The 17,708-nt window shown below is 66.9% G+C and carries 15 protein-coding genes; 11 read left to right on the forward strand and 4 right to left on the reverse strand.

Going from position 1 to position 17,708, the window contains the following annotated elements:
- The first annotated feature begins 23 nt into the window (after nucleotides 1-23).
- From hyi to sstT, 7 genes are all read left to right on the forward strand, one after another.
- Nucleotides 24-806: a hydroxypyruvate isomerase gene (hyi, locus tag ACA097_RS03970; RefSeq protein ID WP_371368633.1), complete on the forward strand. Its 783-nt coding sequence runs from the start codon at nucleotides 24-26 to the stop codon at nucleotides 804-806.
- Nucleotides 807-902: 96 nt separating this feature from the next.
- A complete protein-coding gene (locus tag ACA097_RS03975) occupies nucleotides 903-1,793 on the forward strand; it encodes a 2-hydroxy-3-oxopropionate reductase (protein WP_371368635.1) in 891 nt (296 codons plus the stop codon).
- Nucleotides 1,794-1,984: 191 nt separating this feature from the next.
- Entirely contained in the window at nucleotides 1,985-3,259 is a 1,275-nt protein-coding gene (locus tag ACA097_RS03980; RefSeq protein WP_371368637.1) for a glycerate kinase, read from the forward strand.
- On the forward strand, nucleotides 3,256-4,689 hold the full coding sequence (gene pyk, locus ACA097_RS03985; RefSeq protein ID WP_371368639.1) for a pyruvate kinase: 1,434 nt from the start codon (nucleotides 3,256-3,258) through the stop codon (nucleotides 4,687-4,689). Before ACA097_RS03980 ends, pyk begins: the two co-directional genes overlap by 4 nt.
- A 404-nt stretch (nucleotides 4,690-5,093) precedes the next feature.
- Nucleotides 5,094-5,984, forward strand: coding sequence for an urea transporter (locus ACA097_RS03990; protein WP_160286329.1), 891 nt, complete (start codon nucleotides 5,094-5,096; stop codon nucleotides 5,982-5,984).
- A gap of 69 nt (nucleotides 5,985-6,053) precedes the next feature.
- The gene (gene dapF, locus ACA097_RS03995) at nucleotides 6,054-6,887 is read left to right on the forward strand and encodes a diaminopimelate epimerase (protein ID WP_371368642.1); all 834 of its coding nucleotides are present in this window, start codon (nucleotides 6,054-6,056) and stop codon (nucleotides 6,885-6,887) included.
- A gap of 199 nt (nucleotides 6,888-7,086) precedes the next feature.
- The gene (gene sstT / locus ACA097_RS04000; RefSeq protein ID WP_371368644.1) at nucleotides 7,087-8,331 is read left to right on the forward strand and encodes a serine/threonine transporter SstT; all 1,245 of its coding nucleotides are present in this window, start codon (nucleotides 7,087-7,089) and stop codon (nucleotides 8,329-8,331) included.
- A gap of 67 nt (nucleotides 8,332-8,398) precedes the next feature.
- On the opposite strand, the gene ACA097_RS04005 is transcribed toward sstT, so the two are convergent.
- On the reverse strand, nucleotides 8,399-9,499 hold the full coding sequence (locus ACA097_RS04005) for a P1 family peptidase (RefSeq protein WP_371368646.1): 1,101 nt from the start codon (nucleotides 9,497-9,499) through the stop codon (nucleotides 8,399-8,401).
- A 19-nt stretch (nucleotides 9,500-9,518) separates the two neighbouring features.
- Entirely contained in the window at nucleotides 9,519-10,883 is a 1,365-nt protein-coding gene (locus ACA097_RS04010) for an APC family permease (RefSeq protein WP_371368648.1), read from the reverse strand.
- A 195-nt stretch (nucleotides 10,884-11,078) separates the two neighbouring features.
- Between ACA097_RS04010 and ACA097_RS04015 the strand changes: the two genes are divergently transcribed.
- From ACA097_RS04015 to ACA097_RS04025, 3 genes are all read left to right on the forward strand, one after another.
- Entirely contained in the window at nucleotides 11,079-11,882 is an 804-nt protein-coding gene (locus ACA097_RS04015) for a helix-turn-helix transcriptional regulator (protein ID WP_160286326.1), read from the forward strand.
- A 137-nt stretch (nucleotides 11,883-12,019) separates the two neighbouring features.
- The gene (locus ACA097_RS04020) at nucleotides 12,020-12,604 is read left to right on the forward strand and encodes an HD domain-containing protein (protein WP_160286325.1); all 585 of its coding nucleotides are present in this window, start codon (nucleotides 12,020-12,022) and stop codon (nucleotides 12,602-12,604) included.
- A 143-nt stretch (nucleotides 12,605-12,747) separates the two neighbouring features.
- A complete protein-coding gene (locus ACA097_RS04025; protein WP_371368651.1) occupies nucleotides 12,748-14,139 on the forward strand; it encodes an adenylate/guanylate cyclase domain-containing protein in 1,392 nt (463 codons plus the stop codon).
- 169 nt (nucleotides 14,140-14,308) lie between these two features.
- Here the strand turns inward: ACA097_RS04025 and ACA097_RS04030 are convergent, their stop codons facing one another.
- The gene (locus ACA097_RS04030) at nucleotides 14,309-14,785 is read right to left on the reverse strand and encodes a hypothetical protein (RefSeq protein WP_371368653.1); all 477 of its coding nucleotides are present in this window, start codon (nucleotides 14,783-14,785) and stop codon (nucleotides 14,309-14,311) included.
- Between the two features lie 212 nt (nucleotides 14,786-14,997).
- Entirely contained in the window at nucleotides 14,998-16,290 is a 1,293-nt protein-coding gene (locus tag ACA097_RS04035) for a dicarboxylate/amino acid:cation symporter (protein WP_371368655.1), read from the reverse strand.
- Between the two features lie 335 nt (nucleotides 16,291-16,625).
- On the opposite strand from ACA097_RS04035, the gene ACA097_RS04040 reads away from it, so the two are divergent.
- The gene (locus ACA097_RS04040) at nucleotides 16,626-17,627 is read left to right on the forward strand and encodes an AraC family transcriptional regulator (RefSeq protein ID WP_371368657.1); all 1,002 of its coding nucleotides are present in this window, start codon (nucleotides 16,626-16,628) and stop codon (nucleotides 17,625-17,627) included.
- Nucleotides 17,628-17,708 lie beyond the last annotated feature (81 nt).

A 17,708-nucleotide genomic window follows, 5' to 3' on the forward strand; every position in this document is an offset into this window, starting at 1 on the left:
AATCATCACCAGGAGGCCCCGACATGCCCCGTTTCTGCGCCAACCTCTCGATGCTGTTCACCGAAGTGGACTTCCTCGACCGCTTCGACGCCGCCGCCAAGGCCGGTTTCAGCGGTGTCGAGTACCTCTTCCCCTATGACTTCCAGGCCGAGGCCATCAAGGCCAAGCTGGACGCCAACGGCCTGCAGCAGGTGCTGTTCAACCTGCCGGCCGGCGACTGGGGCAAGGGCGAACGCGGCATCGCCTGCCATCCGGACCGCGTCGAGGAATTCCGCGCCGGTGTCGACAAGGCCATCGCCTACGCCAAGGTGCTGGGCAACCAGCAGGTCAACTGCCTGGCCGGCATCCGCCCGCAGGGCTACGACTGCGCGACCATCGAGAACACCTTCCTGAACAACCTGGAGTACGCCGCCGAGAAGCTCGAGGCCGCGGGCATCAAGCTGGTCATGGAGATGATCAACACCCTCGATATCCCCGGCTTCTATCTGCAGACCACGAAGCAGGCCCTGGAGATTCGCGAGAAGGTCGGCAGCCCCAACCTGTTCCTGCAGTACGACATCTACCACATGCAGATCATGGAAGGTGACCTCGCCCGGACCATGGAGAAGAACCTGCCGGCGATCAACCACATCCAGTTGGCCGACAACCCCGGCCGCCACGAACCGGGCACCGGCGAGATCAACTACCGCTTCCTGTTCGGCCACCTGGACCGCATCGGCTACCAGGGCTGGGTCGGCTGCGAATACAAGCCGGCGACCACCACCGAGGCGGGCCTCGGCTGGCTGAAGAGCCATAACGCGATCTGATGCTTTTTGCTGGGTCCACGCGAACCCGGGGGCCCAAAAACCACGAACACACCGCGCCCTGCGCGAACCCCTCACGAGAAACCAGGAGACACCCTCATGGCCAAGATCGGATTCATCGGCACCGGCATCATGGGCCTGCCCATGGCGCAGAACCTGCAGAAAGCCGGCCACCAGCTCTTCATCTCCACCCATCACGATGCCGCTCCGGCCGCCCTGGTCGCCGGCGGCGCCATCGGCCTGGCCAATCCGAAGGAAGTGGCCCAGGAAGCCGAGTTCATCATCGTCATGGTGCCGGACACCCCGCAGGTCGAAGACGTGCTGTTCCGCCAGGACGGCATCGCCGAAGGCGTTGGCCCGAACAAGGTGGTGATCGACATGAGCTCGATCTCGCCCACCGCGACCAAGGCCTTCGCCGAGAAGATCAAGGCTACCGGCGCGCAATACCTGGACGCCCCGGTGTCCGGCGGCGAAGTCGGCGCCAAGGCGGCCAGCCTGAGCATCATGGTCGGCGGCTGCCCGAACGCCTTCGAACGCGCCCTGCCGCTGTTCCAGGCCATGGGCAAGAACATCACCCGCGTCGGCGGCAACGGCGACGGCCAGACCGCCAAGGTGGCCAACCAGATCATCGTCGCGCTGAACATCCAGGCAGTCGCCGAGGCCCTGCTGTTCGCCGCCCGCAACGGCGCCGACCCGGCCAAGGTGCGTGAAGCGCTGATGGGCGGCTTCGCCTCCTCGCGCATCCTCGAGGTCCACGGCGAACGCATGATCAAGGGCACCTTCGACCCGGGCTTCCGCATCGCCCTGCACCAGAAAGACCTCAACCTGGCCCTGGCCGGCGCCCGCGAACTGGGCCTGAACCTGCCCAACACCGCCAACGCCCAGCAGGTGTTCAGCACCTGCGCGGCCATCGGCGGCGCCAACTGGGACCACTCCGGCCTGATCAAGGGCCTGGAGCACATGGCCAACTTCTCGATCCGCAAGGACTGAGGAATCGGCTGTCACCTGCTGCCCCTGGTTATGGGAGTGACCGGGGCCGGCAGGCAGCAACGAAGCTTTCGAACCCCGGCCGGCGTGAATCACGGCCTCGCCGGCCGGGTGTTTCGAAGGCATCCCCCAGGCGCTTCTCGCCAGGCGCCTGCGGAATGCCGCAAGGACAACAAGAACCTGAGGAACCCGACATGAGCCTCGACCCACGCACCCTGCTGCGCGAGCTGTTCGACACCGCCATCGCCGCCGCCCACCCGGCGCAGACCCTGGCCCGCCACCTGCCGCGCGTGCACGGCGGGCGCACCATCGTCATCGGCGCCGGCAAGGCTGCAGGCGCCATGGCCGAAGTGGCCGAGGCGCACTGGAACGGTGAGGTCGACGGCCTGGTGGTCGCCCCCTACGGTTACGGCGCCAATTGCCAGCGCATCGAAGTGGTCGAAGCCGCGCACCCGGTGCCGGACGACGCCGGCGAGCGCGTCGCCCGCCGCGTGCTGGAACTGGTCAGCGGCCTGACCGAGGACGACCGCGTCATCTTCCTGCTTTCCGGTGGCGGCTCGGCCCTGCTCGCCCTGCCCGCCGAAGGCATCAGCCTCGACGACAAGCGCGCGCTGAATAAAGCGCTGCTCAAGTCCGGCGCCGCCATCGACGAGATGAACTGCGTGCGCAAGCACCTCTCGGCGATCAAGGGCGGCCGCCTGGCCCGCGCCTGCTGGCCGGCGAGCGTCTACACCTACGCGATTTCCGACGTACCCGGCGACGAAGCGACAGTAATCGCCTCCGGCCCCACCGTGGGCGACCCGACCACCTCCGCCGACGCCCTGGCGATCCTCAAGCGCTACGGCATCGAAGTGCCCGCACACATCCGTGCCTGGCTGGAAGACCCGCGCTCGGAGACCGTGAAGCCCGGCGACCCGTGCCTGGCACGCAGCTACTTCACGCTGATCGCCACCCCGCAGCAGGCCCTTGACGCGGCCGCCGCCAAGGCTCGCGAAGCCGGCCTCGAGGTACTGATCCTGGGCGACCTGGAGGGCGAATCGCGCGACGTGGCCAAGGTCCATGCCGGCATCGCCCGCCAGATCCGCAAGCATGGCCAGCCGCTCGCGGCGCCCTGCCTGATCCTCTCCGGCGGCGAGACCACCGTGACCGTGCGCGGCAAGGGCCGTGGCGGGCGCAACGCCGAATTCCTGCTCAGCCTCACGGCCGCGCTCAAGGGCGAGCCGGGCATCTGGGCGCTGGCCGGCGATACCGACGGCATCGACGGCATGGAGAACAACGCCGGCGCGCTGATGAGCCCCTGCAGCTACAAGCGCGCGCTGGCCGCCGGGCTGAACCCACTGCACGAACTGGACGACAACAACGGCTTCGGCTTCTTCGCCGAGCTGGGCGACCTGGTCACCACCGGGCCGACCCGCACCAACGTCAACGACTTCCGCGCCATCCTGATTCTCGAGAGTGCCGAGCAATGAACAGCGACAAGAAGGTCAAGATCCTCGCCACCCTCGGCCCGGCCATCAAGGGCCGCGAGGACATCCGCGCCCTGGTGGACGCCGGCGCCAACCTGTTCCGCCTGAACTTCAGCCACGGCGAATTCGCCGACCACGCCCAGCGCTACCAGTGGGTGCGCGAAGTGGAGGCCGAGCTGAATACGCCCATCGGCATCCTCATGGACCTGCAGGGGCCGAAACTGCGCGTCGGTCGCTTCGAAAGCGGCGCGGTGCAGTTGACCAAGGGGCAGACTTTCACCCTCGACCTCAATGACGCGCCAGGCGACGAGCGCCGCGTGATGCTGCCGCACCCGGAAATCATCCAGGCGCTGGAGCCGGGCATGAGCCTGCTGCTGGACGACGGCCGCATCCGCCTGCAGGTGCTGAACAACCACGGCGACGCCATCGAGACCCGCGTGCTCAACAGCGGCGAGCTGTCCGACCGCAAGGGCGTCAACGTCCCAGAGGCGGTGCTCAAGCTCAGCCCGCTTACCGCCAAGGACCGCCGCGACCTGGCGTTCGGCCTGGAGCTGGGCGTGGACTGGGTGGCGCTGTCCTTTGTGCAGCGCCCGGAAGATATAGAAGAAGCCCGTGCGCTGATCGGCGACAAGGCCTTCATCATGGCCAAGATCGAGAAGCCCTCGGCGGTGCAGTCCATCGAAGAGATCGCCCGCCTGGCCGACGCCATCATGGTCGCCCGCGGCGATCTCGGCGTGGAGGTGCCGGCGCAGAACGTACCGGGCATCCAGAAACGCATCATCCAGGTCTGCCGCGAGCTGGGGCGCCCGGTGGTGGTGGCCACGCAGATGCTCGAATCCATGCGTTTCTCGCCGGCACCGACCCGCGCAGAAGTGACTGACGTGGCGACCGCCGTCAGCGAAGGCGCCGACTGCGTGATGCTCAGCGCCGAGACCGCCTCCGGCCAGTACCCGGTGGAAGCGGTGGAGATGATGGCGAAGATCATCCGCCAGGTCGAAGCCGAGCCGGATTACCAGGGCCAGCTGGAGCTGAACCGCCCGGAGCCGGAAGCCACGGTCTCCGACGCCATCAGCTGCGCCATCCGCCGCATCAGCCGCATCCTGCCGGTGGCGGTGCTGGTCAACTACACCGAGTCCGGCGCTTCCACCCTGCGCGCCTCCCGCGAGCGGCCGAAGGCGCCGATCCTCAGCCTCACGCCCAACCTGCGCGCGGCGCGGCGGCTGAGCGTGGCCTGGGGCGTGTACTCGGTGGTCAACGAACAGCTGGCGCACGTCGACGAAATCTGCGCCACCGCCCTGGAAATCGCCCTCGCCCAGCGCATGGCGCAGCGTGGCGACACCGTGGTGGTCACCGCCGGCCTGCCGTTCGGCCAGCCGGGCAGCACCAACATGCTGCGCATCGAGACAGTAGCGCCGGCACTCTCCGCTTCGTAGGAGCGAGCTTGCTCGCGAATAGCCTCGCGCCTGACGGCGCGAGAAAAAGCATTCCGGAGCCACGCCAAGGCGTGCCTCCACACAGCGTCACTCCCGGACGGACGGGGCCGGGAAAACGGGGCCGCGACCCTGTCCGTCCGGGATTGGCCTTGAACGGCCCGCAACGACTGTCGGCCATAGCCACCTCGCAACCTCCCACGCAGGCTATGGACATTCGAGGCCACCCGCCGGCGATCCCGGCGACCGGCCTCTTTTTTATTCACGCCCCAAAATGGTGCCGTGGCAGAATGGCGCCCGCAGATTCTGCCCACGGAGCTTCCCGCGATGCCCTCCCCCGATGGAAGGCACGGCCGCCGACGCGGAACCGGAGAAGCCCGGATACCCCTTGACTGCCCAGACCTCAGATGCGCCCACTTCCTTTATTAACCCTCTGGCTGCGCGGCTTCAGCCAGGTATTCCTGCAGCCCGCTCCGCTGTTCGGCCTGCTTTGCCTGGCCCTGATCGGCGCCTGCGCGCCCGCCCTGCTGCCCGGCGCCCTGCTCGGCGCCATCGCCGGCCCGGCTTGCGCCAGCCTGCTGCGCTACCGCGCGGACGACATCGACGCCGGCCTGTACGGCTACAACGCCGTGCTCATCGGAATGCTGCTGCCACTGAAGTTCGCCTGGTCGCCGGCGCTGGTGATCCTGGTGCTGCTCGCCAGCATCGCCAGCGTGCTGCTGCAGCACCTGCTGCTGAACGCCTCGCGTCACCGCCGTGGCTTGCCGCCCTACACCCTGGCCTTCGTGTTGCTCGGCTGGAGCCTGCCGCCGCTGGGCCATTGGCTCGGCCTGGGCGCCGCCGCGCCCGGCGCGGGCCTGCTGAACCTGCCGCTGCCGGCCTTCCTCGAAGCCACCAGCCGCGCCTTCGGCCAGGTGATCTTCCTCGACGCTCCGTTGGCCGGCGCGCTGATCTTCCTCGGCCTGCTGCTCGGCGCGCCGCGTGCGGCGACATGGGCCCTGTTCGGCGCGGTGATGGTGCTGCCGGTGGCGGTGTTCGCCGGCATTCCGCAGGGCAACGTACAGAGCGGGCTGCTCGGCATGAACAGCGCCCTGGCCGCCCTCGCCCTGGCCCTGCGCAGCCCGAGCCTGGTTGCCCCGCTCGCCGGCGCCGTGCTGGCCCTGCTGCTGCAGCGGGCGATGGTCACCCTTGGCATTCCCTTCATGACCTCGCCGTTCATCTTCGCCTGCCTGCTGGTGATCCTCGGCGAACGGCTGCTGCGCCCGGCCTCGCGGCGAGCCCCGCTGGCCAACAGCTGAGGCGGATCGGGCGGGCGCGCGCGGGCCTGGCTATAGTGCTGGGCTCCGCCACCTGGGACCCGATCCGCGATGCGCTTCCTCAAGTACCACGCCCTGGGCAACGACTACCTGGTCTACGCCGGCAGCGAGCCCTTCCCCTTCAATGACGCAGCGGTCGTGCGCATCTGCGACCGCCATCGCGGCCTGGGCTCGGACGGCATCCTCGTCCCCGAGGGCCGCGACGCCGGCGCCTTCGGCCTGCGCATCCTCAATCCCGACGGCTCGCTCGCCGAGCGCAGCGGCAACGGCCTGCGCATCTTCTCCCGCTACCTGTGGGACCAGGGTCTGGTGGATGAACAGCCGTTCCGCATCGTCACCGTGGCCGGGCCGGTCACCAGCCAGGTGTTCGACCAGGGCCGCGAGGTCGAGGTGGACATGGGCCACGCGCAGTTCGCCAGCGCCGCCATCCCGGTGCGGGTCGACACCCCGCAGGCGCTGGACATTCCGCTGCAACTGGACGGCCACGACCTGCGCCTGAACGCGGTGTCCATGGGCAATCCGCATTGCGTGGTCTTCGTCGAACACACCGAGGCGCAACTGGCGAAAACACTGGGGCCACTGCTGGAAACCCATGCGCTGTTCCCCAACCGCACCAACGTGCAATTCGTCCAGGTGCTCGGGCGCAACGACCTGCGCGTGGAAATCTGGGAGCGCGGCGCCGGCTACACCCTCGCTTCGGGCACCAGCAGCTGCGCGGCGGCGGCCGTGGCCCGGCTGAAGGGCTACTGCGACGGCGAGATCACCGTTCACCTGGCCGGCGGCCTGCTGAGCATCCGCGTAGAGGACGACTACCGCGTGCATATGCGCGGTGCCGTGCAGCACATCGGCGAGCTGCATCTGGATGCGGAGTGCCTGCGCGACTGACGGTCGCGGCGTTCTGCGACGGAGCTGGCATAGGTCAAGGGAATGGCGGGTAGCGCGGGCGATACTGCGGCTACCTTCAGCCCGAATGCCCACGCGATTTCCGACGGCCGTCGAGCAATTCCCCGCCCATGACGGCATAATCCGCGCCCTTCCGCGGCCCGTACGGTTCGCGTTCCCATTCTCAAGCAGCGGTAAGGTCATGACTCTTCCGGCTCCAACTCTCTTCCAACGCATCCAGCGCAGCAGCCTGGTGATGCGCATCTTCGTCGGCATGCTGGCCGGCATCGCCCTCGCCCTCCTCGCCCCGCAGGCGGCGCTGGCCGTCGGCCTGCTCGGCAAGCTGTTCATTTCGGCGCTCAAGGCCGTGGCTCCGGTCCTGGTACTGGTGCTGGTCTGCGCCTCCATCGCCAACCACAAGGCCGGCCAGCGCACGCACATCCGGCCGATCCTGGTGCTCTACCTGCTGGGCACCTTCGCCGCGGCCGTGGTCGCCGTGTCCGTCAGCTTCGCCTTCCCCTCGACGCTGGTCCTGAGCACTGCGGCTGCCAGCGAGACGGCGCCGCCGGACGGTATCGGCGAAGTGCTGCACACCTTGCTGTTCAGCATCGCCAGCAACCCGATCAAGGCGCTGGAAGAGGCCAACTTCATCGGCATCCTCGGCTGGGCCGTGGGCCTGGGCATCGCCCTGCGCCACGCCCGGCAAAGCACCCGCGACCTGCTCGACGACCTGGCCGGCGGCGTCACCCTGATCGTCCGCGTGGTGATCGCCTTCGCCCCGCTGGGCATCTTCGGCCTGGTCGCCAGCACCCTGGCCGAATCCGGCTTCGATGCGCTGCTCGGCTACCTGCGCCTGCTCGCGGTACTGCTGGGCTGCATGCTCTTCGTGGCGCTGGTGGTGAACCCGCTGATCGTGTTCTGGAAGCTGCGCCGCAACCCCTACCCGCTGGTGTTCACCTGCCTGCGCGAAAGCGGCGTGACCGCCTTCTTCACCCGCAGCTCGGCGGCCAACATCCCGGTCAACCTGCAGCTGTGCGAGCGCCTGGGCCTGCACGAGGACACCTATTCGGTCTCCATCCCGCTGGGCGCGACCATCAACATGGCCGGCGCGGCCGTGACCATCAGCGTGCTCAGCCTGGCCGCGGCCAACACCCTGGGCATCGCCGTCGACCTGCCCAGCGCGCTGTTGCTCTGCGTGGTGTCCGCGCTCTGCGCCTGTGGCGCTTCCGGCGTGGCCGGTGGCTCGCTGCTGCTGATCCCGCTGGCCTGCGGCCTGTTCGGCATTTCCGGCGAAGTGGCCATGCAGGTTGTGGCGGTGGGCTTCGTCATCAGCATCCTGCAGGACTCGGCGGAAACCGCGCTGAACTCCTCCACCGACGTGCTCTTCACCGCTGCGGCTTGCCTGGCAGAGGAGCCAGAGGACGCTGGCGTAGGCGAGCGCAGCTAAAGCAGGCCTGACGCAGACGTAAAAAAGCCGGGACCGCGCGAGCGCTCCCGGCTTTTTCATGCCTCGATCACCAGCCGCGCCAGCCCACCTGGCGTAGCGTTTTCAACAACCGTTCGCCCCCCAGCGCCGGCACCAGCACGCCGTCCGCCGTGCGCATGTCGATGCCCGCCAGCAGCGCATTGACGATGGCCTCCTCCACCGCCTCGGCAGCGGCGGCAAACAGCGGCGAGATGTGGTCGTTGTTGAGCATCCGTACCGCGGTGTCCTGCGGCAGGCCCTTGCGCCCGTAGTTGGCCGGCGGCAGATCGGTGTTGCCGGTAGCGAAGGCCAGGAAGATGTCACCGCTGGAGTCCTCGGTGCCGCCGCCGGTGCGAGCGATGCCAATGGAGGCGCGCTGCGCCAGGCGCTGGCACTGGTGCGGAAGCAGCGGCGCGTCGGTGGCGAGGATCACCACGATGGAGCCCATGCCCGGCTCGCCACGGTCGGCGAAGGGCGAGGCGATCCCGCGCAGCTGGCGTCCAACCGGATAGCCGTCGACCCGCAACTCCTCGCGCTTGCCGTGGTTGGCCTGCACCAGCGCGCCGACCGTCCAGCCGCCCTGCTCCGCCGACAGCTTGCGCGAGGCCGTGCCGATGCCGCCCTTGAACTCGTGGCAGATCATCCCGGTGCCGCCACCTACTGCACCTTCCTCCACCGGGCCGGACTCCGCGCGGGCCAGGGCTTCGCGCACCTGCTCCGGGCCGACGTGCTGGCCCCAGATGTCGTTGAGCAGGCCGTCGTAGGTTTCCATCACCACCGGCATGCACCAGTACACCGACGGATCGGCCAGGGCATCGCGCTCGGCTGCGACCAGTGCGTCTCGGACCACGCCGACGCTGTGGGTGTTGGTGATGGCGATGGGCGTGGTCAGCACGCCGGCCTCGCGAATCCATTCCAGGCCGGTGGCGTCACCGTTGCCGTTGAGCACGTGAACGCCGGCGAAGCAGGGTTGCAGGCGCGCCTCGCCGACTCGCGGCTGCACCGTGGTGACACCGGTACGAACCTGCTTGCCGTCGCGCTCGGCGATCAATGTGCTGTGGCCGACCCGGACGCCGGGTACATCGGTAATGGCGTTGAACTCACCGGGTGTACCCAACCCCAGGGTGATGCCGAGTTGACGAGCGCGCATGCGGACTCCTGTCGTGTCTTCAGAGTTTCTGGAAGGCCGGGCTGAACTTGCCGTAGGTGCTGTAGAGAATCACCGATACGGCCAGGATCCCGCCAATGATCATGTTGTCTCGCAAGGAAGCCGCGAGCATGTTGTTGAGCAGCAGATAGCCGGCACCGACTACCGCCAGCAGCGCCGGCGCCGGCCAGAGCGGCATGCGGTACGGGTGCTCGCGGTCACGGCGCAGCACGCGGCTGAACAGGGCGCTCAGGGCCACCGCCAGGTAGACCATGACCAGCAGCAGCACGGTGAACGAGGTCAGGTCGGCCAGGTTGGAGCTGAAGCTCAATGCCGCCGAGGGCACCGCGAGGAACAGCGTGGCCAGCCACGGCGATTCCCAGCGCGGGTGGATGCGGGTGAACAGGCGGTTCAGCGAGGGCGTCCACAGCTCGTCGCGGCCGCTGCTGAAGATCACCCGGCCCGACTGGATGACGATGGCGATGATGGCGTTGAACACCGAGAGGAAGATGCCGGCGCTGACCAGCCGCGACAGCGTGGCGTTGCCGTGGGCGGTGAGCAGGTAGCCGATGGGGTCGGGGCTGGCGAGCATGTCCTGCAGCGAGGGCGCGCCCAGCAACAACGCGGTGATCGGCACCAGTTCGATGATCACCACCAGCACCAGCGACCAGAGCACCGCACGGTGCACGCCACGACCGCCGTCCTTCATGTCCTCGGTGAGCATCACCGCCGCGCCGAAGCCGTTGTAGGAGAACAGCGCCGTGCCCATCGCGCCAATCACCAGCGCCATCGGCGCTACCGACATCACGCCATTGTCGAGGAACTGCGGATGCGACAGCACGCTGAGCGGCTGGCTGACGTTGCCGAAGCCCAGCGCGACTATCACCAGCAGCGCCGCCACTTCGCAGACCAGGAACAGCCCGGTGACCCAGGCGTTGACGCGGATATTGAGGATGCCCAGGGCGTAGCTGGCTGCCACGATGACCAGCGCCACTGTCTGGGTATCGAACTGCGTGCCCAGTGCGCCGTTGAGGTAGGTCGCCGCGCCCGTCGCCAGCACCGGTGGAATGAACAGCAGCGAGACCATCACGGTAAGGAAGGTGGCGTAGCCGGCCATGCCGCCGAACACGCGCTTGGCATAGACGTATTCACCACCGGCGGAACTGTGCGCGCGGCCCAGCTCCGCGTAGCACCAGGCGAACATCAGCGCCAGCACGGCGGCCAGCACGAAGCTCAGGAAGGCGCCGCTGCCGGCTTGCTGGATGGCGAAAGGGGCGATGACGAAGACCGAACTGGCCGGAGTGACCGCCGAGACGGTGATGGCTACCACATCGAGCATGCCCAGACTGGGCTTGAGCGCGCCCTCGGGCGCCGCGGAAGAGCTCATGTCGTTTTCCTCGAATTGTCATTGTTGGTTGAGGCAGGTACGAAAACCCTTGTGCGTGTCCTCTGCTTGGGACGCTGCATGGGGCGCAATCTAGGCCTGCCGCAGCTGGCGGCCAATCACCATTTGGGGTTACGCCCCTTGACGGCAGGGCGCTAAAAGGAGGAAACCGGAGCACCTTTTCCGGAGTGCCCAGGGATGCAGAACCTGTTCCGCGAGGTCGGCATGCACGCCAACCTTGCCCGCGCCATCGAGCAGATCGGCGAGCCGCGCTTCTGGAAGCAGCTGATCCTGCTGCTGCACCAGTGGCTGCCGTTCGACAACGCGCTGGCCGCCTACTACCCCGCTGGCGGTACACCCGTGTGGCTGGAGGAATACGACGCCGACCCGCAGGCGGGCCCGGCGGCCATGTCCGTCTACCTCGACGGCCTGTACCAGCTCGATCCCTTCTACCAGGCCTGCCGCGAGGGACTGCCCAGCGGCCTGTATCGCCTGGAAGAGATCGCCCCGGACCATTTCCGCCAGAGCGAGTACTTCCTCAACTACTTCCACGAGAACGTGCTGGAAGATGAGGTGCAGTTCATCCTCCAGTTGCCCGGCCAGGGCGCGTTGTCGCTGTCGCTGGGCATGCGCAAGCCGTTCGACGGCGAGCAGTGCGGCCTGCTGACGATGCTCTGTCCCTGGGTCCTGGCGCTGATGCAGCAGCACTGGCAGCTGCGCAGCCAGCGTCTGCTACCGGCCAATGCTGAAGGCGTGGCCACCCAGGTGCGCGATGCACTCAGCCATTTCGGCGCCAACGTGCTGTCCGAGCGTGAGCTGGAGATCGCCCGGCTGATCCTGCGTGGCTACTCGTCCAAGGCCATGGCCGAGCGCCTGGCGATTTCCCCGGAGACCATCAAGGTCCACCGCCGGCACCTCTACACCAAGCTGGACATCTCCTCGCAACCGGAGCTGTTCTCGCTGTTCCTGCAGTCCCTCGGCCACGACCCGGAGAACCCCTGAAGCGATCAGCGGCGGCGATGACGGGGCATTCGCGCACCGCCAAGACAGCCGAACGGCGCGCATGGACACTGGCCGCGGCGCGCCACGCTCCTAGACTGGAGGCCGTCCAATCCCAACAAGCACAAGAGGACAGCCCGATGAATGCCCGCGCCACCTTCACCCACATGGAAGACGGCAGCGCCGCGGACTGGGCGATCATCGCCCAGGACTTCGCCCAGTACGCCGCCCTGCTGCCCGACCGCATCCTCGCCCACCTGCGCCTGCTCGACGGCGACTTCGGCGGCTTCCCGGTGGATCGCCTGACCCACTCGCTGCAGACCGCCACCCTCGCCCACCGCGACGGCCGCGACGAGGAGTACGTGGTCTGCGCCCTGCTCCACGACATCGGCGACACCCTGGGCTCGTATAACCACGCCGACATCGCCGCGGCCATCCTCAAGCCGTTCGTCAGCCCGGAAAACCACTGGATGGTCGAGAAGCACGCGATCTTCCAGGGCTACTACTTCTTCCACCACCTGGGCCTGGACCGGCACCTGCGCGAGCAGTTCAAGGACCACCCGCAGTTCGAGCAGACCATCGAGTTCTGCGCACGCTACGACGCCGCTGCCTTCGACCCGGAAGGCGAAACCCTGCCGCTGGATTTCTTCGAGCCGATGCTGCGCCGCGTCTTCGCCAAACCGCGGCAGACCCTCTACGCCCGGCCCGACGGCAGCATGGCCTGAGCCACAAAGTGACCGCCGGTCCGCGACAAGATGTTTCGGGCCGGCGCTGGCTCCCGGACAGACGCTTGGTTAAGATTCTTCCTACCGCAATCGCGGGAAGCGTCCTACAGAGACGCTGAACTGACCAGGGAAGCCAGCAGCGCATGAAGTCCTCCGTCCTGGAACGGCCACAGTCGCACGGGTCGTCCTCGCCCCTGCGCGAGTACCATGCCCGCGTGCTGGCCTACATCAGCATCGCCGCGACGGTCGCCGCCGGGACCTTCAGCGGCTACTTCAGCTACGAACTGCTGTGGATGGTGCCGTACGCCCTGCTCTACCCGCACCTCGCGCAACAACTGAACAACCGCTTCAAGATCCAGTACCCCGAACGCACCCGCCAGTTCCTGCAAGGTGCGGACGCCGTGCACGCCGGCGCCAGCGCCGCATTGCTCGGTTTCGCCGTGGTGCCGGCGCTGATGCTGCTGCTGACCCTGGGCTTCACCAGCCTGATCATCGGCGGCCTGCGCCTGTTGGGCGGCGCCATGCTGGTATCGCTGTCCACCGCTGCAGTGACCGGCGCCCTGCTCGGCCCGGGCTTCAAGGGCAACCCGCCGCTGCTGGTGAACCTGGCGAGCATCGCCTTCTCCACCCTGTACATCTTCATCGGCGCCTTCTTCGTCCATCAGCAAGGCCTGCGCCTGGCCCAGGCCCGCGGCGAAATCGCCCGCGAGCAGGAAAAGGCCGCGCGGCTGGCGAGCAACCTGGCCAAGTACCTGTCGCCGCAGGTCTGGGAGTCGATCTTCAGCGGCAAGAAGAGCGTGCGCCTGGAAACCCAGCGCAAGAAGCTCACGGTGTTCTTCTCCGACATCAAGGGCTTCACCGAGCTGTCCGAGGAACTGGAAGCCGAAGTGCTCACCGACATGCTCAACAACTACCTCAACGAGATGTCGAAGATCGCCCTCAAGTACGGCGGCACCATCGACAAGTTCGTCGGCGACTGCGTGATGGTGTTCTTCGGCGACCCGACCACCCAGGGCGCGAAGAAGGACGCCGTGGCCGCCGTGTCCATGGCCGTGGCCATGCGCAAGCACATGAAAGTGATGCGCCAGCAGTGGCGCGCCCAGGGCATCACCAAGCCGCTGGAAGTGCGCATGGGCATCAACACCGGCTACTGCACAGTGGGCAACTTCGGCGCCGACACGCGCATGGACTACACCATCATCGGCCGCGAAGTGAACCTCGCCAGCCGCCTGGAAAGCGCCGCCGAAGCCGGCGAGATCCTCCTCAGCCACGAGACCTATTCGCTGGTGAAGGACGTGATCATGTGCCGCGACAAGGGCCAGATCGCGGTGAAGGGCTTCAGCAAGCCGGTGCAGATCTACCAGGTGGTCGACTTCCGCCGCGACCTGGGCGCCAACCCCAGCTTCATCGAGCAGGAGCTGCCGGGCTTCTCCATGTACCTCGACACCAACAACGTGCAGAACTACGACAAGGATCGGGTGATCCAGGTGCTGCAGCAGGCGGTGGAGAAGCTCAAGGACAAGATCATTCTCTGATCTGTCCGGCCCTGCACCAATCTCCGGCGCAGGAGCGGATCTCATCCGCGATGTTCACGCACGGTGCTCCCCGTAGGAGCGGATTCATCCGCGATCTCTTTCGCGGACAAGGTCCGCTCCTACAGTCACGCTCCCTTCCACGCCTACGAGTGGGTCGTCGAGCGTGGCATCAGGTCCGCCGTGCAGCCTCACGCAGCAGCCGCAAGCCGCCCTGGTAATCGATCCTCGGCTGAGTCGCAGACACCACCGCAGCGCTGACGGACACCTTGGAGCGCAGTGAATGCCCCAGCTCCGCAAGGTCATCGTCTGCCCAGGACAATGCCGCGTCATGCCTGCGCAACGTCCGCTGCAACCGGTATTTCAGCGCCTCGATTCGGACGAAGATATCCTTCTGCAGGTCATCGCCGAGCAGCTCGCAGCAAGGCTTGCAAGCCTTCACCTGCCAGTATTGTTCGCGCTCCAGGTAGAGCTTCTGGTAATCGTCGACACGCGACAGCGGCGGCTGGTGATCCAGCGCATCGGCTGGCTGCCCGCAGTAGACGCACAGCGGCCAGCCATGCGGCGAACGCTCGGCCGGCGCATGCGTATACAGCCCGATATGCGGGTGCGGTTCCGGCAGCTTCTGCCCCTTCTGCGCTTTCTTCATTTACCAAGCCCCTCTTCCGAAAAACACCGTCAGCCTCCAGGAAGCGCTTCCAGCCCCCATTTCCGACCCCGCCATTCTAGCCCCAAGACCCGTTATCTCTGGCGCTGCACAGGCCGTCCGGGCATGGCTCGGAAATAAAAAAGCCCGCTACGAGAGCGGGCTTGAAGGTGGCGCGGCGCTTCACGTCGCCACGCCTAACCGGAGAATCGTCGTCACACAGCGCGGGCTTCCTGGGCCTCGACTGCGGACGGGCCGCTGGCCAGTTCCTTGTGCAGCTTGCTGGCGTCGAGTTGCTTGCACCACTTGGCGACCACCACGGTGGCCACGCCGTTGCCGACCAGGTTGGTCAGGGCGCGGGCTTCGGACATGAAGCGGTCGATGCCGAGGATCAGCGCCAGGCCCGCGACCGGCAGGTGGCCGACGGCGGACAGGGTGGCGGCCAGCACGATGAAGCCCGAACCGGTGACGCCCGCGGCGCCCTTGGAGGCGATCAGCAGCACCGCCAGCAGGGTCAGCTGGTGGGTGATGTCCATCGGCGTGTCGGTGGCCTGGGCGATGAACACCGCGGCCATGGTCAGGTAGATCGAGGTGCCGTCGAGGTTGAAGGAGTAGCCGGTGGGGATCACCAGGCCGACCACGCTCTTGTCGCAGCCGAGCTTCTCCATCTTGGCGATCATGCGCGGCAGCGCCGACTCCGAGGACGAGGTGCCGAGCACGATCAGCAGCTCTTCGCGGATGTACTTGATGAACTTCACGATGCTGAAGCCGTGGGCGCGGGCGATGCTGCCCAGGACCAGCAGCACGAAGAGCAGGCAGGTGATGTAGAAGCACAGCATCAGCTGACCGAGCTGCACCAGCGAACCCACGCCGTAGGCGCCGATGGTGAAGGCCATGGCGCCGAAGGCACCGATCGGGGCAACCTTCATGATCACGTTGATGATGTTGAACATCACCTGGGTGAAGCGCTCGATGAACTGGAAGATCGGCTGGCCGTAACTGCCCATGCGGTGCAGGGCGTAGCCGAACAGTACGGAGAAGAACAGCACCTGCAGGATGTCACCGTTGGCGAAGGCGCCGACGATGGTGCTGGGGATGATGTTCATCAGGAAGTCGATGGTGCTCTGCTTCTCGCCGGCGGCGGCGTAGGCAGCGATCTTGCTGGTATCCAGGCTGGCCGGATCGACGTGCATGCCGGCGCCGGGCTGCACGACGTTGACCACCACCAGGCCGATGATCAGGGCGATGGTGGAGACCACCTCGAAGTACAGCAGCGCCATGCCGCCGGTCTTGCCGACCGCCTTCATGCTCTGCATGCCGGCGATGCCGGTGACCACGGTGCAGAAGATGATGGGCGCGATGGCCATCTTGATCAGTTTGACGAAGCCGTCGCCCAGGGGCTTCATCAGCACGGCGGTGTGCGGGTAGAAATGGCCCAGGGCGATGCCGATGGCGATGGCGATCAGCACCTGCACGTACAGGCTCTTGTAGAAGGGTTGCTTGGTCATGGCGGCAGGGTCCTCTCGGGCGGCGGGGCATCGTCCTGATGCCGGCGCGGGCGCCGAAGCGTTATCTCCCTTCAATGGGAGAATTTGTTTTTCGCCCTGCCCGTCGGCAGGTCTTACATGAGGTATAGCAATGCCTGCGCCAACCTGAGCAAATCCTATTTATTTATTATATTTCAATAACTTATAAATAAATCCAGTTTCAGAAAGACCTTTGGATTGGCGGAAACCCGCCATAGCCGCGGCGGATTTCCCGCCACTTGGCGGGTATCCGCCAGGGCCATGGCTGCCGTAGATTGTTCGCCGCGCCGGCCACCGAACAACAACAAGGACACCCCATGCGTGAACGCACCATCGCCAGCCATTTCGTTCGCGCCGCCTTGCGCGGTGCGCAGCGGCGCGACCAGGACATCCAGCCCCTGCTGCGCGCAGCCGGTATCCAGCCGGCGCTGCTCGAGGAAGCGCGCGCGAGGGTGTCGCCGGAGCAGTTCGGCCGGCTGATCCAGGTGATCTGGGAAAGCCTCGACGACGAGTACATGGGCTTTGGCGAGCTGCGCAGCAAGCGCGGCACCTTCGCCATGATGTGCCACGCCATCATCCAGTGCCGCACCCTGGAAAAAGCGCTCGCCCGTGGTTCGCTGTTCTACGACCTGTTCCCCGAGGCGCCGCACATCGAGCTGCGCCGCGTTGGCGAGCGCGCCGAGCTGGTCCTCGACCACAGCCGGCTGCACGACCCGGAGCACTTCCTGACCGAAAGCCTGCTGGTGATCTGGCATCGCCTGGGCAGCTGGCTGATCGGCCAGCGCATCCGTCTGGAAGAGGCTCGCTTCGCCTACCCCGAGCCAGCCCATGCGAGCGAGTACGACCTGCTCTTCCCCTGCCCGCGACGCTTCGACGCCGACAGCACCGGGCTGAGCTTCCAGGCGCGCTACCTGGACATGCCGCTGCTGCAGGATGAACGCAGCCTCAAGCACTTCCTCAAGGATTCCCCGGCCGACCTGCTGGCCCGACCGGACGGCGGCGACAGCCTGACCAGCCAGATCCGCCGCCTGCTCGGCCGCGACTGCCGCAACTGGCCCGACCTGGAAAGCGTGGCGCAACAGCTGCACATGAGCCCGCAGACCCTGCGCCGCCACCTGCGCGAGGAAGGGCCGAACTTCCAGGAATTGAAGGACCAGCTGCGCCGCGACCTGGCGATCTATCACCTGGGCCGCGACGAGCTGTCGATCCAGGACATCGCCGAACAGCTCGGCTTCTCCGAGCCCTCGGCCTTCCACCGGGCGTTCAAGAAGTGGACCGGGCTGACCCCCGGCGCCTACCGGACGCAACAGGGGGAGTGAGGCGTCGGGGATCACCTGTAGGAGCGGCCCATGGCCGCGAAATCGCGCGCATGGCGCGCTCCTACAGGGAGAGGCGCAGCG

It is taken from the genome of Pseudomonas sp. QL9, assembly GCF_041409665.1.
In the GTDB taxonomy this organism is placed as follows: Bacteria; Pseudomonadota; Gammaproteobacteria; order Pseudomonadales; family Pseudomonadaceae; genus Pseudomonas; species Pseudomonas knackmussii.

Bases quoted from the DNA above. Each gene is read 5' to 3' on its own strand.
- hyi (WP_371368633.1), top strand. From the start codon at position 24: ATGCCCCGTTTCTGCGCCAACCTCTCGATGCTGTTCACCGAAGTGGAC.
- ACA097_RS03975 (WP_371368635.1), top strand. From the start codon at position 903: ATGGCCAAGATCGGATTCATCGGCACCGGCATCATGGGCCTGCCCATG.
- ACA097_RS03980 (WP_371368637.1), top strand. From the start codon at position 1,985: ATGAGCCTCGACCCACGCACCCTGCTGCGCGAGCTGTTCGACACCGCC.
- pyk (WP_371368639.1), top strand. From the start codon at position 3,256: ATGAACAGCGACAAGAAGGTCAAGATCCTCGCCACCCTCGGCCCGGCC.
- ACA097_RS03990 (WP_160286329.1), top strand. From the start codon at position 5,094: ATGCGCCCACTTCCTTTATTAACCCTCTGGCTGCGCGGCTTCAGCCAG.
- dapF (WP_371368642.1), top strand. From the start codon at position 6,054: ATGCGCTTCCTCAAGTACCACGCCCTGGGCAACGACTACCTGGTCTAC.
- sstT (WP_371368644.1), top strand. From the start codon at position 7,087: ATGACTCTTCCGGCTCCAACTCTCTTCCAACGCATCCAGCGCAGCAGC.
- ACA097_RS04005 (WP_371368646.1), bottom strand. From the start codon at position 9,499: ATGCGCGCTCGTCAACTCGGCATCACCCTGGGGTTGGGTACACCCGGT.
- ACA097_RS04010 (WP_371368648.1), bottom strand. From the start codon at position 10,883: ATGAGCTCTTCCGCGGCGCCCGAGGGCGCGCTCAAGCCCAGTCTGGGC.
- ACA097_RS04015 (WP_160286326.1), top strand. From the start codon at position 11,079: ATGCAGAACCTGTTCCGCGAGGTCGGCATGCACGCCAACCTTGCCCGC.
- ACA097_RS04020 (WP_160286325.1), top strand. From the start codon at position 12,020: ATGAATGCCCGCGCCACCTTCACCCACATGGAAGACGGCAGCGCCGCG.
- ACA097_RS04025 (WP_371368651.1), top strand. From the start codon at position 12,748: ATGAAGTCCTCCGTCCTGGAACGGCCACAGTCGCACGGGTCGTCCTCG.
- ACA097_RS04030 (WP_371368653.1), bottom strand. From the start codon at position 14,785: ATGAAGAAAGCGCAGAAGGGGCAGAAGCTGCCGGAACCGCACCCGCAT.
- ACA097_RS04035 (WP_371368655.1), bottom strand. From the start codon at position 16,290: ATGACCAAGCAACCCTTCTACAAGAGCCTGTACGTGCAGGTGCTGATC.
- ACA097_RS04040 (WP_371368657.1), top strand. From the start codon at position 16,626: ATGCGTGAACGCACCATCGCCAGCCATTTCGTTCGCGCCGCCTTGCGC.